We start from the raw sequence: 14,556 nt of genomic DNA on the forward strand, positions 1-14,556 counted from the left end.
CACATAGTCTTTACCATCAATTTCGCGGGTTTCTTTGCCTTCGGCTAAAAGTGTTCCAAAGCCTGTTGGGGTAAATACAGCGCCTAGGCCCATACCTGCTGCCTGAATACGACACGCCAGATTACCTTGTGGTACGACTTCAAGCTCGACCTTTCCAGCACGGTACAGTTCATCAAACACATAAGAGTCTGACTGACGCGGGAAAGAACAGATGACTTTTTTAACCGAACCGGCTTTAAGCAGTTTCGCCAGACCATAATCGCCATTACCGGCGTTATTACTAACAATAGTTAAATCTTTAACACCGAGTTCAATAAGACCATCAATGAGTTCAGCGGGTTGTCCTGCGGTACCGAAACCACCAATCAGAATGGTTGCACCATCTTTAATCTGCGATAGAACCTCGCTTAGTGAGGACTTACTTTTGTCAATCATTAGACAACTCCATTGTGCTCATTGAAGAAGAGATAGGTAAGAGAGTTAGGCACACTGAGGCGAGAAGAATAGATAAATATTTCACTCAATCCCGAGTGTTTCCCTTAGATTTCCCTTTTAAACATTTTTGATAATTTTCGTATTTTGATCTAGTAAGCTAGACACAGTTTTGTTCGCTATAAATATATTTTGTTCGATGATCGAACATTATCTAAGTAAATTACTCAACTAATCTTATAGACTTGGGATGTAAAAAAACATTAATTCTTATAAATAGATATATAGAAATGAAATATTTACTTAGGCTATTTTACACTTAAAACTACAACTTTTTATTCGATTTTTATCTTAAGACTGTGATTGTAAAATTAAACGTGCAAGTTCTAAATCATCAGGATAAGTAATTTTAATATTATCAGAACGCCCCATCACAACCTGCACAGTTTCACCCATATATTCGAGTGCACTTGCCTCGTCGGTAATAGCAATATTATTTTCTAAAGCGTATTCAATTGCCTTTTTGAGCTTCCCAATTTTAGCAATTTGAGGAGTTTGAGCTTGCCACAATGACTCCCGACTTACCGTCTTATTAATATAATTATCTACCCTAACCTGCTTTAACGTATCACGAACAGGAATCGCTAAGATAGCACTATGATTTGATTTAATTACTTGTTCGACAAGGGCATTTAAACATTCAATTGTTACACAAGGCCGTGCTGCATCATGCACAAGCACCCAATCATTTTCGTCAGCAAAAGTTAAAAGATGATTTAATGCGTTTAATACTGAATGGACTCGTTCTGCCCCACCCATACAAAAATGGGCCTTATCTATATTTTGAAATGCGAGAGTCTGAGCAAAGGTATCTTGGGTACCAATTGCCAGAACATAACCATTTAATGGAAGTTGACTTATGCGCCGAACAGTATGTTCTAAAACAGTCGTATTCTGAATATATTGATACTGTTTCAATTCAGTTTTAGAAAATCGACTTCCTGACCCTGCAGCGGGAATTACTGCCCACAATTTAGTCTGGGATATCTGGGGATGCAGGTGTCTCATTCGTTTCCAAATCAACTTTAGCGTTCGGGTCAATATAAATAGGCTTGTAATGGGTACTGATGGTACTCATTTGAACAAATGTCTCATGTGGTTTCACTAAACCAAGATCAAGGCGAGCATGTTCTTCTATTGCTTCTGTACCATTTTTCAGGTCAAAAACCTCTGCTGCCAAAATACGGTTTCGTTCTTTAAGCTCTTCATTTACTTCAGCTTGTTGCTGAATTTGTTGCATGAGAGCTTGATGAGGGAGATAGCCACCCTCACCTAACCAAAATTGATATTGCAGTATGGCTACTAAAACAATAACCAGTAGCAATATCAGTTTGCTTGAAGTGGATCGAAATACTTCTAACATATCATTAAGATTTTTAATTAAAAACTTTCGTTAAGAGATTGTATTGTATAGTAATTAAGAAGTAGCATGCGAAATTCCTGCAAAAATTTAAGCAAAATTATTAATGGGCATATTACTTTAATTGACCATTGTGACATGTTTCATTTTGTCAAAAATGAATGGAATTTGAAAGGGAAATAATATTTATAAGTACAACTGCTTATAAATCAATCTACGCACCAAAAAGCCCTCTTTTGAGGGCTTTTATAAATCGGTTACTTATGAGTATGTCTGTATCAAAAATTATAACGAACACTCAGCGTTGCATTTCGTGGTGTTCCCCAGTTCATTGAGTTTTCACCAATACCTTCATAATATTTCTCATCAAAAATATTATCGATGTTAAATTGAAGTTTAATATTTTTATCTACTTGATAGCCAAGCATCGCACTTGCTAAAACATAAGCATCTTGCTCAATGCGAGAGCTTCCACTACCCGTATAGTATTTACTCTTATAATTTAAGCCAAGTCCTGCACTCCACTGATTAAGTTTGTACTTAACAAATAAATTTGAAGTTGTTCGAGAGTTTGTCGTATTAACCTTCGTACCCTTTGCATCTTTTGCTTCAAAATTAGCAATACCGAAATTAACAGCCCAATTATCGTTAATTTCCCCATCAGCTTCAAACTCAAAGCCTTTACTTTCAACACCATCTACACCACGGTAAGCTTGCTCTGTAGTTTTTGTACCATTACGGACAATAAATACCCCAGGTATCAATTCAGCAAAATTAGACTGTTCTATTCGAAATACTGACAATGCTGTATTTAAACGCCCTCCAAACCACTCACTTTTTAAGCCAGCCTCATAACTCGTACCTTTAATCGGGTCAATATATTGATCATTTACATCTTTACGATCTTGAGGTTTGAAAATTTCTGTATAACTCGCATAGACAGAATGATCTTGGGCAAAATCATAAATAGCGCCAATATATGGTGCTAATTCATTGTTAAATTCACGGTTACCTTTGTCATTTTCAGACTTGTATTCCCAGTTAGATAAACGTGCACCAGCAATAATTTTCAAAGGGTCCAGAATTTGAAATTTTCCAGCAATATATGCCGCAGTTTGTGTGGTTTCATTCAGCGCATTTTTGCCGTTTAAAACAACAGGTTGAAGCAACTCTTGAGCTATATGATTATAGTTAAGCGGAGCACCTAAATATTTTTCAATGTCTTGGTTCTTGTTAGATCCGCCAAAAATATCTTTGGTCTTTTCATTCTTATTCCAAGATCCGCCAATAATAATTTCTTGTGGACGATTAAAAAGCGTAAATGGGGCATTAATAAAAACATCAATATTGTTTTCTTCACTCGCAGCTTTTGCGCCATATACAGAAACATAATCAGTTTTATTCTCAGAATTATCGTTTGGATTTTCTAATGGACTGGTGTTGGTTGCCTTGTCTACTCTTCCAGCTGTATATAATAACATTGAGTCCGTATCTTCTTTGCGGAAGGTATAAGCAATATTTAAATTAACATCACCAAACAAATTCTGTTTTAAGTTTGCAAACACTGCCGTTGTATTCACATCCCAATATGTCCAAGGCGCACTTACTGTTAAGCTTCTAGAAAAATTGGTACGGGTCCCATCAGTATAAAAAGCTGGTGTACCACCCCAGCGGATACCATCACGATGCAATTCTTGATATGTAGCTCCAAGCGACATACTTGTTTTATCGCTCAGATCATAATCAAGGGCACCATAAAATACATTCCGTTCTTTCTCATAAAAGTCCATAAATGAATTTTCATCAGAATGCTTCACAAACATACGTCCACGCAATGAACCATCAGCATTAAGCGGTGTAGAAATATCTGCCGAACTACTCCAAGATTTCCATGTGCCTAATGATGTACTGACATTACCAGTGAGTTCTTTTGAGTTGGCATGTTTCCGAATCATGTTCAGCGCCATCGCTGGATTTCCCGCACCTGTGGTTAGGCCATTAGCACCTTTCACCACCTCGACGCGATCATAAATATCTAAATCAAGGTCCCCTGTACCTAAATTAATCGTGCTCGGTATTCCATCTATTAAGTAATAATCTACCTCAAAACCACGCGCATAAACTTTCTGACGCTCATCAGTACGTGACGTCGAAACACCCGTAATATTGTTCATTAAATCTTGAAAAGAATCGATTTTCCGATCATCTAAATATTCACGGGTTAAAACCTTCACCGACTGTGGCGTTTCACGAAGAGATAAATTTAATTTTGTAGAAGTATTTGTGCTTTTTGCTGTATAGCTGCCCGAACCTTCGGTAACAGCGGAATCTTCTTCTGCTTGCACTTTTATCGTTTCTAAAGTGGCTGTTCCATTTGTCTCATCTGCATAAACAATTGAAGGAGCAATTAAAGCCATAGCAAGTGCTAAGGGATGAGATGTAAACGCTTTTCTAAAGGGCGGAGTGTACATAAGAAAATTCCATAATAACCAATGTGCTGTGCGAGATTCCTTAGTCTTTTGCTACTTTGGTCCTTGTTACACAGCAGCAAAAGTCGGCACAAAAATTAACATGAATGATAATTGTTATCAACAATATATTAATAATTATTCCTATTTGTTTAAATTAAATTATCAATGGTTCTAATCACTTATATATTTTCACTCTCTTCAAACCTTGTTTGGTCATCACATCTTTTAAATTTATTGCTCTTTCAATTAGCCAATAAAATGTTATGCAATAGTTTTATGATTAACTCAAAAAATAACAAACTAAACAGTATTTTCTTTTATATTTTATTATTCTTCTCAAACCTCTTAAGAGAGAATAAAGGGTACAAGTTGTAGTGCATAAAGTTTTAGCATTTTCTTTAGTAAGCTTAGGTTTGAGCGCTTGTAATAACCATACTGATGATAGTCCTTCAAAAATAATTAATATGAAGGACAACCATAAGCAACATGAAAAAATTAATACTTATATATATGAATATAATGAAATTATTTATAAATTAAATACAGAACAAGACCAAACAACTGCTCGCTTAAGATTTAAAAACTTATTGAAAAAGATACCTTCTAGCGAGAACAACCTAAATATTTTAAAAACTAAACGCAAAATACTTGTACATTTAGGTTGTCTTAAGGAAGCATATAGTGTTACCGAAAAAATACTAGCTAAAACAGATATTTCAAAGCTACAAGAGATGCAATGTATTTTTTTAAGCAAAATGAAAAAGAGACCCTTATCAAATAAAAGAATGCTATGAAAAAACTGCTAATAGTTATTTAACCGAGATAAATTTGATCCCAAAAGCTGCTTTAAGATATCAATATGCTTTATGGGGACACTATGCAGCGATGTTCAATGCTGGCCATATAGAATACAAAGACAAACTCCAAGAAATTATCGACTATCATAATATTGAAGATCACAAAAAAACTTATCAACAAATGTATAAAAATATTATGGATCCTCATGCTTTTCAAAAACGTTTAGATGCCATCCCCTATACTTCTAATTGTCGTTAAACTATCTTATTAAATATAATAAATTTTTGATTATTAATCATATTCATAGTCATATCTTTCTTAAGGAGAATTTATTTAATAATAAGAAACCACCCACAAAGTATATCTTTTATATTTTTTATCTCTCATGTAAATACAAGCTCATATAAAGTAAAAGTACCTTTTTAATATATCTACTTTGCAATAAATCAGCTTGGTCACGTTATCAACAGTAAACTCCTTCATAAAGAATTATTTGAAATAAATTTATAAAAAGTCACATATATTTCGAGCTTTTAACCAATAACTACCTAAAAAGTATATTTTTTTATTTTTTACTTTGTTAAGAATTTATAAGGATCTCTTCTAACTATTTTAATAAGGAGAAAAAAATGGATTTTTTTAATATTTTCATTGGTGACACGACTTGGAAATTTGTTTTAGAAATTTTGGTTCGATGTACCGTAATGTTCATCATCATTATTAGTTTTTTAAGATTATCCGGTAAACGAGGTATACGTCAGCTCTCCCTTTTTGAACTCGCAATTATTTTATGTTTAGGTTCAGCCGCCGGTGACCCGATGTTTACCGAGGACTTACCTATTGCCCATGCCTTCGTCGCGTTTGTTGTTATCCTTTTTCTTTATCGCTTAGCTACATGGAGTATGGTAAAGCATAAAAAAATTGAAGATTTACTAGAAGGAAAAGCGCTTTGTATTGTTAAGGATGGCCTTGTAGTCTACAAAGATTTCCAAAAACAATCATATTCTCATGATGAGTTTTTCTCTGAAATGCGTCAACAAAATGTTGAGCACCTTGGACAAGTAAGAACAGCTTTGTTGGAGTCGGATGGTATTCTTAGTCTGCTTTATTTTGAAGATGAAGATGTAAAATGGGGCTTGCCGCTATTCCCTAATGCCTACCGTAAAGCAGATATACTGAAACTTAATACTTTTTATTCATGTATGAAGTGTGGTGAAACTAAAATTTTAAATAAAATCGATCAAGAATGTACCCGCTGCAAACATCACAGTTGGGCTGAGTCTTTAAAAACACGCCGATTAGGATAATAAAAAAAGGTGCTATTTCCTATTAAAAACAGAAAATAGCACCTTCAAATGTTAAAAAATTAATTTTAACTTTTTATTTAAAGATTAGTTTAAACCTTTAAATTCAGCTTTACCGCGGTAAGCAGCTTTAGTCAATTCTTCAATACGAAGTAATTGGTTGTACTTAGACACACGGTCAGAACGGCAAAGTGAACCAGTCTTGATTTGACCAGCAGCTGTACCTACTGCTAAGTCAGCAATAGTAGAATCTTCTGTTTCACCAGAACGGTGAGAAATAACAGTCGAATAACCATTTGCTTTAGCAAGATAGATTGCATCTAAAGTTTCAGTCAAAGTACCGATCTGGTTGTATTTGATTAAGATTGAGTTACCAACTTTTTCATCAATACCACGTTGTAAAATCTTAGGATTAGTTACGAACAAGTCATCACCAACCAATTGGATTTTATCACCAAGGATTGAAGTCAAGTAGCTCCAGCCTTCCCAATCAGACTCATCAAGACCATCTTCGATCGAGATAATTGGATATTGATTTACAAGACCAGCTAAATAATCTGCAAACTGATGGCTTGTAAATGCACGGTTGCCTTCGCCTTCTAAAACGTATTGACCGTTTTTGTAGAATTCTGAAGATGCGCAGTCAAGTGCAAGCATCATGTCTGAACCAGCTTTGTAACCAGTCAATTCAATTGCTTGTAAAATGATTTGAATTGCTTCTTCGTTAGAACGTAAGTTAGGAGCAAAACCACCTTCATCACCTACTGCAGTATTCAAACCTTGTTTCTTTAAAACTGATTTTAAAGAATGGAATACTTCAGCACCAGCACGTAAAGCTTCAGCAAATGAAGTGAAACCTACAGGCTCAATCATGAACTCTTGAATATCAACAGTGTTGTCCGCATGCTCACCACCATTTAAGATGTTCATCATCGGTACAGGCATTGTCAAAATTGTTTGACCACGAAGATCTGCGATGTATTGGAAAAGAGGAAGTTTCTTTTCTTCAGCAGCAGCGCGCGCAGCAGCCAATGACACAGCTAAAGTTGCGTTAGCACCTAATTTCTCTTTGTTTTCAGTACCGTCAAGCGCGATCATTGTATTATCAATGTCTTTTTGCTCAAAAACTGATTTACCCAACAAAGCATCACGAATCAACGTATTAACGTTATTAACTGCTGTACGAACGCCTTTACCTAAGTAACGCGATTTATCACCGTCACGTAGTTCTAAAGCTTCACGAGAACCAGTTGAAGCACCAGATGGTGCACATGCACGACCAACAACCCCAGATTCTAAAATTACGTCTGCTTCGATGGTTGGGTTACCACGAGAGTCCAAAATTTCACGTGCACGAATGTCAACGATTTGGCTCATGAACAATTCCTCTTTGAATGAATATGAGCTGCGGTTAAAGCAGCGTAAGGGTTATAAAACAACTCAATGGGTGTCTAACTTTTTGAATCCTTTAACTAAAGTATCCAATTCTTTTATTTGTGCCAAGAACGGTTCAAGTTGCGACATACGTAATGCACAAGGTCCATCGCATTTTGCATGTTCTGGGTCTGGGTGTCCTTCCAAGAACAATCCAGCCAAACCAGTTGCCATTCCAGCGCGCGCTAAAGTTGTAATTTGAGCACGACGACCGCCTGCTGAATCAGAACGACCACCAGGGGTTTGTAACGCATGTGTCACGTCAAAGAAAACTGGCACATTCATTTCTTTCATTGTGTCAAAGCCAAGCATATCTACAACAAGATTGTTATAACCAAATGCTGAACCACGTTCACAAAGAATAAGTTTGTCGTTTCCTGCTTCTAAACATTTATGCAGGATATGACGCATTTCATGAGGTGCTAAAAACTGGGCTTTCTTAATATTAATAATAGCCTGTGTTTTTGCCATCGCTTCGACAAGATCAGTCTGACGACTTAAGAAAGCGGGTAATTGAATAATATCGGCTACTTCTGCGACCGGCGCAGCCTGATATGGCTCATGCACATCAGTAATGATAGGAACATTAAAATATTTTTTAATATCACCTAACCATTCGATACCTTTTTCAAGTCCAGGACCACGGAATGAATGCAGACTAGAACGATTTGCTTTATCGAAACTCGCTTTAAATACATAAGGAATATCTAAGCGTTTGCAAATATCAACATACGTTTCTGCAATTTCAAAAGCTAAATCTTTTGATTCAAGTACGTTCATTCCGCCAAATAATACAAATGGCAAATGATTTGCCATTTGTATATCGCCTAAACGTACAACTTCTTGTGGTTTTAATTGTGACATTTAAACTTTCCCAGTTTATTTAAAATCGCATTATTTACTTTTTTGATGCTGTGTTTTTGCAGCGTCAATAAAACTAGCAAATAATGGATGTCCATCACGTGGTGAACTTGTAAATTCCGGGTGGAATTGTACAGCAATAAACCAAGGATGTTCAGGAATTTCTACAGTTTCAACTAAATGTTGTGCTGAAGAGTAACCTGAAATCTTCATACCAGCTTGTTCAATCGACTCGATGAAACGGTTATTCATTTCATAACGGTGACGATGACGCTCAGTGATTTCAGCTTTACCGTAGACTTCACGTGTTTTTGTGCCTTCAACCAATTCAGATTTTTGAGCACCTAAACGCATAGTTCCACCTAAGTCAGACTCAAGGCTGCGTTGTTGTAATTCACCGCGCTCATCTAACCATTCAGTAATTAAACCAATGAGTGGATATTTTGTAGAGCGGTTAAATTCTGTAGAAGAAGCTTCTGGCATACCTGCAACATGGCGAGCGTATTCAATAACAGCCAATTGCATGCCTAAACAAATACCCAAGAATGGGATTTTGTTTTCACGTGCGTATTGAATAGCTTTCATTTTGCCTTCAGTACCACGTTCACCAAAACCGCCTGGAACTAAAATTGCGTCAGCTGTACTTAAAATAGATACGTCTTGGCTTTCAAGTTCTTCAGCGTTGACATAATCAATTTGTACTTTTACACGATTTTTAATACCTGCGTGTAATAACGCTTCATTCACAGACTTATAAGCATCTGGTAATTCAACATATTTACCAACCATAGCTACACGTAAAGTGTATTCAGGATTTAGTAATGCTTCGACTACATTATCCCAATCTTCTAGGTTTGCTTCTGGAAGATCATTAAATCCAAAACGCTCACAGATCAAATCATCAACGTTTTGTTCATAGAATGTACGTGGAATTTGATAAATCGTTTTCGCATCTTTACATACCACTACAGCACGCGCTTCTACGTTAGTGAACAATGCAATTTTGCGTTTAGTATCAACATCCACATCATATTCAGTACGGCAGATAAGAATATCTGGCTGAATACCAATCGAAAGCAACTCTTTTACAGAGTGTTGAGTTGGTTTTGTCTTAAGCTCTGCTGCAGATTTGATATATGGCAACAAAGTTAAATGCATAAGCATGGTTCTTTTATGACCAAGCTCAACCATTAACTGACGAACTGACTCCATAAATGGAAGTGATTCGATATCACCTACCGTACCGCCAATTTCTACGATAGCAACATCGTAGCCTTCACCTGCGCGAAGTACACGTTCTTTAATGTTGTCAGTAATATGTGGAATAACTTGAACTGTACCACCAAGGTAGTCACCACGACGTTCTTTATTTAAAACGTCCTGATATACACGACCACTGGTAAAGTTATTAAGTTTGGTCATTTTCGCACGACGTAAGAAACGTTCGTAATAACCCAAGTCTAGATCAGTTTCGGCACCATCCTCTGTGACAAAAACTTCACCATGTTGGAAAGGGCTCATTGTCCCTGGATCGACATTAATGTAGGGATCCATTTTAACCATTGTGACTTTTAAGCCACGGGCTTCCAAAAGTGCAGCAACTGAAGCAGCAGAAATACCTTTACCTAGCGATGAAACTACACCACCAGTGACAAAAATAAAATGGGTCATTAAGTTTCTCGTACAATCAAGCCGAAATCGGCCTACAATGTTTGGCAATTTTACTGTACTCTGCCCCTATAAAGCAAAGTCAAACCGCATCAATTCAAAGATCATTAAACAACTGGCTATTCTATCAGCATTTTTAATAAAAATTTAGGTCAATCTCACATGATTTTTTCATTCTCTTTTGCTGTTATAATGCCAGCTCCTCAATTAAATGTTGTTTAGGACAATGGCAAATAAAAAACTTTTAATCTGTGCTGCAATTGCTGCTGGACTATTGTTAACCGCATGTGTCAAAAAAGAAACACCTAAAGAAGAAGAGCAAGAAAAGGTTGAAACTGCTGTTTCAGAACCTACACCTGCTGAACCTGCAAAATTTGAGTCTCTAGAAAGTGTTCAAACTGAAGAAGCTCAAACTCAGGAACCAACGCAAGTTGAGGTGCATCACGAAGAAACAGCAAATACAACAACTGAAATTCGCCGTGAAACTCGCCCTGCCCAAGCTGAGCAAAATTCACAAACAAATGTTTCTGAGCAACCTAAAGCAGAACCAAAGCCAAAACCTGAACCTAAGCCCGAGCCAAAAGCAGAGCCAAAACCATCTAAGCCAGCTGAACCAGCTCAAAGTGAAGATGACGCCGTTGCTGCTGCAATTGCGGCTGCTACTCCAGCGCTTAAGAACTAAGTTCGTATGCGAATATGCCCAAATTGAACCATCAGTTTGGGCTTTTTAAATATTATTTAAGTTATCAACACAATAATAAGTTTTACTTTTCTTTCTATTTATCTTTAAAGTTTTCCTAGTTATCAATTAGGGACAATCTAGTTTTTCTGCCTAAAAAAGCATTGACGATAGATATAAGGCGATGTAGTTTTCTATCAAGTTCCTTTTTGGAACTTTAATTAAAAGAAGATCGGAGCCTAAAATGAATACAGTATCAAATCGTGTCCCCGCCTCATTTCCAGTCCGTCGTATGGACTATAATTTTGAAAACGTACCTCGCTACTGGTGTAATAACGAGCCTACTTTTACACATTATTTTACTGGTTTATCTACATTGTTCCCTGAAGGTGAATCATATTTTGTTCGCTCAGTTCGAGCTTTACGCGCCAAAGCAAAGTCGAATGAAATTTTAGATCGGGAAATCAGTGCGTTTATTGGCCAAGAAGCAATGCACTCAAAAGAACATCATGCTTTTCATGTAAGTGCACAGCAATATGGTTTAGATCCTCAATCTTTAGAAAAAGTAACTGGTATCGTTTTAAAAACTATTGAAAAAGTTTTTAGTAAAAAATGGAATTTGCTTGTAACAGTAGGTCTAGAACACTACACAGCAGTACTTGTGGTTAGCATGATGCAATCCGTTAATGAATTGATGACGGACTCAACTATTCGCAATTTGTGGCTATGGCATAGTATTGAAGAAACTGAACATAAAGCTGTGGCCTTTGATCTCTATCAACATTTATATGGAAGTGGCTTAAGCGCATACCTTCCTCGCATTACAGTCTTTACTTTAAGTCTATTTTTGATTACTGGTTTTTCAACAATTTATCAATTTGTTCTTATGAAACGGGATCATCAACTCTTAAATTTCAAATCTTGGCGTAAGTTCTTTAGTTTTGCGAATAAACAATATAGAACATTGATCCCCCAATTTTTTGATTATTATCGATTTGACTTTCACCCCAACCAAACAGATGAAAAAGACCTCGTGGCTAGCACAAAAATCAAAATTGGACTAAAAGATCCTAAATTGCTTTTATCTTGATCTAATAAATTATAAAGCCCATCTGTTGAATGGGCTTTATTTAACTTATTGCGAAGTTACAATTATTGCTTATGTTCGACCAAAAAATAATTTGATATTAATTTGGCCGCCCATGAGGTACTTTTCCATCCTTCGTAAAAGCCACAGTGACTTCCTTTTTTTGTGGTGATTACCGCAATATTACTCATTTGCTGAATCGTTTCTTTGTAAGGTTCCAAATTTTTAATAGAACAGACTGGATCATCCTCAGCATTAAGAATCATTAATGGTATTTTTACATTCTCAAATACATAAATTGGATTAATGGCTTGGCAATAGCTTTGATAATCTTCAAAGCCAGCCATTTCAAAATATTCTTTCTCAAACTCTTCTAGACTTGTCGTTGCAAGAACTTTTTCTAAAGAAGCAACCTGGTTCCAAGTACTTTGATAAGGATGAATAAAATACTTGAATAACTTTTTGGTCATCATTTTGCTATAAAACGGATGAACATTTTTAAAGCCAATCTCTGTGTTGTAGCCCGGACACATTGCAAAAGCAGCTTTAAATGGCGTGTCAGTACCTTGCTCTCCTAAGTAACGAACTAGTAGCCCTGTCCCGGCAGAGGAACCTACTGCGTATAAATCCGTTTTAGGGAATAATTTTTGAATATGCTCAAGTTGCTCTTTAAGGTCGCTTGTTGATCCAAAAAGAGAAATCTGTGGCACAGGCATAGGTAAGCCAGCATGCCCACGGCGTAAGCATAGTGCTATTCTCCATCCCGTATAATGATGTATGTCTTTCACAAGTTCACGCATACTTTCAGGTGTTCCTGTAATGGTATGCATAATGACAACAGTTGGAGTATCTGGAGGAAGATCATAGCCATACCACGCGATCGCAGTTACGCCACCATCTTTCATAGTGAGCTGATCAATACGGTCATATTCAAGCTTAATGGTTTTTTTTCTAATGATATCAAAATACAAAAGATGAACGTGATTGTTGCTCAACCACGGTGTAGGCCGATATTTTTGCTTGAGCTGGGGCAATTTCTCCAGAATATCTTTTATTTTCCCATTTGGGTCATAATAGATTTTTGGCTGTTCGGCACCTAATACCGAATCGAACAATTCTGAACCGAAAGCTTTAATTTTATTTAAAGTAGATATGCCCATTTCCAATCACTACCTCTGATTATGAGTTAAATGATTGCCGCACTAATGCTGCAACCTGTTGTCCCCAAATTGCATAAATTTCCTTACTCGGATGAAAGCCATCACTTGCCATAGGCAGATTCATCGCTTGAAAATGCCCAATATCATATTGAATGAATCTAAATTGGTTTTGTGATTGTAACCATTTATCTAATGTCTGATTCATTTGTTCCGCATATTTTCCAAACAACCAAGCCAATGGATTTGGTAACGCTGGAAAATGCTGCATTGGCGGAACACCAGAAACAATAATGAGCTTAGGCTGAAAACGTGCCTGTATATATTGAAATAATTGTTTTTGTTGTTTTATCCATGAACTTGCTGAGGTTAATTTTGTTACATCATTAACACCAATCGACGTAACCACCACATCGTAATTTTGTTGCTCTAAATGCTGTACTGCTTGAAAAACCTGCTTAGTTGTATCACCTGTTTTTGCATGCAGTTTCCAGCGTATCGAATATTGATCTTGCAACTCAGAAATAATTGCACCAGATAAAGCATCTTTTTGGTTTTCTACCCCAACACCTGCTGCGGCAGAGTCTCCTAAAATAAGTAATGATAGAGGTCTTCCCTTGCCAACGGTGCCTTCTCTATCACCGCTTGCTTCTAGCAATCGTGGTGTATTCTTACGAACCTTTGTTCCTTGTACAAACAGTACAGGAAGCAATGCTAGAGTTGAAAGCTTTAACCACATTTTATTGATCTCTATCTTACTAAGCTATTTACTAAAATTATTGAGGTTGAAACTTAGCAATTCTTATACCCATTTGTTCAGCCAATGCAGCTAAGCCACTCATTGGACGTATCATTACTTCAAAATCAATAATTTTGCCTTGTTCATTAAAACGAATCATATCAATACCTTTTAATGATTTACCACTAACATTGGCACTGAACTCAAGCACTACATTTTCACCGTCTTCTGTATAAAACTCACGATGATAGGTAAAGTCTTCGAACACCTGAATCACATTGGTAAGAATGAAGAAAACGACCTGCTTTCCTTCATAAGGTTTGTAAGCAACTGGTGAGCGAAAAACCACTTCATCCGCCAGCAAGTCATTTAGATCGGATAAGTTACCAGCCTGAACCATTTCATGCCATTTTTCTAAAGACTGTTTTGTTGTTTCGAGTGTCATTGTTTTTTATATCCTATAATTTAACCAAAGAAGTAATGGGCATTTCTCTTTAAAAAAATGC

The 14,556-nt window shown here is 36.5% G+C and carries 13 protein-coding genes and 1 pseudogene; 4 read left to right on the forward strand and 10 right to left on the reverse strand.

What is annotated here, in order from left to right; translation table 11 throughout:
* The 4 genes from J690_RS13135 to J690_RS13145 form a co-directional block, all read right to left on the reverse strand.
* Nucleotides 1-435: 3-oxoacid CoA-transferase subunit A (locus J690_RS13135; RefSeq protein ID WP_032035245.1), on the reverse strand; the 435-nt coding region annotated here is incomplete at its 3' end.
* A 348-nt stretch (nucleotides 436-783) separates the two neighbouring features.
* Nucleotides 784-1,500 (reverse strand): 2-C-methyl-D-erythritol 4-phosphate cytidylyltransferase, encoded by a 717-nt coding sequence (gene ispD, locus J690_RS0104390; protein ID WP_032036311.1) that lies wholly within the window; start codon nucleotides 1,498-1,500, stop codon nucleotides 784-786.
* Nucleotides 1,466-1,855: a cell division protein FtsB gene (ftsB, locus tag J690_RS13140; protein ID WP_005069056.1), complete on the reverse strand. Its 390-nt coding sequence runs from the start codon at nucleotides 1,853-1,855 to the stop codon at nucleotides 1,466-1,468. The genes ispD and ftsB overlap by 35 nt, the downstream gene beginning before the upstream one ends.
* Before the next feature lie 275 nt (nucleotides 1,856-2,130).
* On the reverse strand, nucleotides 2,131-4,323 hold the full coding sequence (locus J690_RS13145; protein ID WP_032036313.1) for a TonB-dependent siderophore receptor: 2,193 nt from the start codon (nucleotides 4,321-4,323) through the stop codon (nucleotides 2,131-2,133).
* 374 nt (nucleotides 4,324-4,697) lie between these two features.
* Here J690_RS13145 and J690_RS0104395 point away from each other — a divergent pair.
* Both J690_RS0104395 and J690_RS13150 read left to right on the forward strand, forming a co-directional pair.
* A pseudogene (locus tag J690_RS0104395) lies at nucleotides 4,698-5,379 on the forward strand (hypothetical protein).
* Between the two features lie 371 nt (nucleotides 5,380-5,750).
* A complete protein-coding gene (locus J690_RS13150) occupies nucleotides 5,751-6,428 on the forward strand; it encodes a DUF421 domain-containing protein (RefSeq protein WP_032036315.1) in 678 nt (225 codons plus the stop codon).
* An 84-nt stretch (nucleotides 6,429-6,512) separates the two neighbouring features.
* Here the strand turns inward: J690_RS13150 and eno are convergent, their stop codons facing one another.
* The 3 genes from eno to J690_RS13165 all read right to left on the reverse strand — a co-directional run bounded on the left by eno (nucleotide 6,513) and on the right by J690_RS13165 (nucleotide 10,391).
* Nucleotides 6,513-7,802: a phosphopyruvate hydratase gene (gene eno, locus J690_RS13155; RefSeq protein WP_002121066.1), complete on the reverse strand. Its 1,290-nt coding sequence runs from the start codon at nucleotides 7,800-7,802 to the stop codon at nucleotides 6,513-6,515.
* A gap of 63 nt (nucleotides 7,803-7,865) precedes the next feature.
* Complete coding sequence (kdsA, locus tag J690_RS13160; protein ID WP_032036316.1) at nucleotides 7,866-8,723, reverse strand: 3-deoxy-8-phosphooctulonate synthase; 858 nt, start codon at nucleotides 8,721-8,723, stop codon at nucleotides 7,866-7,868.
* Between the two features lie 30 nt (nucleotides 8,724-8,753).
* On the reverse strand, nucleotides 8,754-10,391 hold the full coding sequence (locus J690_RS13165) for a CTP synthase (RefSeq protein WP_002121060.1): 1,638 nt from the start codon (nucleotides 10,389-10,391) through the stop codon (nucleotides 8,754-8,756).
* Between the two features lie 223 nt (nucleotides 10,392-10,614).
* Here J690_RS13165 and J690_RS13170 point away from each other — a divergent pair, with 223 nt between their 5' ends.
* Together J690_RS13170 and J690_RS13175 are read left to right on the forward strand one after the other, a co-directional pair.
* Nucleotides 10,615-11,070, forward strand: coding sequence for a hypothetical protein (locus J690_RS13170; protein WP_002121076.1), 456 nt, complete (start codon nucleotides 10,615-10,617; stop codon nucleotides 11,068-11,070).
* A 241-nt stretch (nucleotides 11,071-11,311) separates the two neighbouring features.
* On the forward strand, nucleotides 11,312-12,157 hold the full coding sequence (locus tag J690_RS13175) for a metal-dependent hydrolase (protein ID WP_025468387.1): 846 nt from the start codon (nucleotides 11,312-11,314) through the stop codon (nucleotides 12,155-12,157).
* Nucleotides 12,158-12,219: 62 nt separating this feature from the next.
* Here J690_RS13175 and J690_RS13180 read toward each other — a convergent pair whose 3' ends face one another.
* From J690_RS13180 to J690_RS13190, 3 genes are read right to left on the reverse strand one after another with little or no spacing between them, the layout of a single operon-like run.
* Complete coding sequence (locus J690_RS13180) at nucleotides 12,220-13,314, reverse strand: YheT family hydrolase (RefSeq protein WP_032036318.1); 1,095 nt, start codon at nucleotides 13,312-13,314, stop codon at nucleotides 12,220-12,222.
* A 19-nt stretch (nucleotides 13,315-13,333) separates the two neighbouring features.
* On the reverse strand, nucleotides 13,334-14,050 hold the full coding sequence (locus tag J690_RS13185) for an SGNH/GDSL hydrolase family protein (protein ID WP_032036321.1): 717 nt from the start codon (nucleotides 14,048-14,050) through the stop codon (nucleotides 13,334-13,336).
* A 37-nt stretch (nucleotides 14,051-14,087) separates the two neighbouring features.
* Entirely contained in the window at nucleotides 14,088-14,495 is a 408-nt protein-coding gene (locus tag J690_RS13190; RefSeq protein ID WP_005069036.1) for a nuclear transport factor 2 family protein, read from the reverse strand.
* Between the last annotated feature and the right edge of the window lie 61 nt (nucleotides 14,496-14,556).

The sequence above is a fragment of the Acinetobacter sp. 742879 genome (assembly GCF_000588535.1).
GTDB lineage: Bacteria > Pseudomonadota > Gammaproteobacteria > Pseudomonadales > Moraxellaceae > Acinetobacter > Acinetobacter pittii.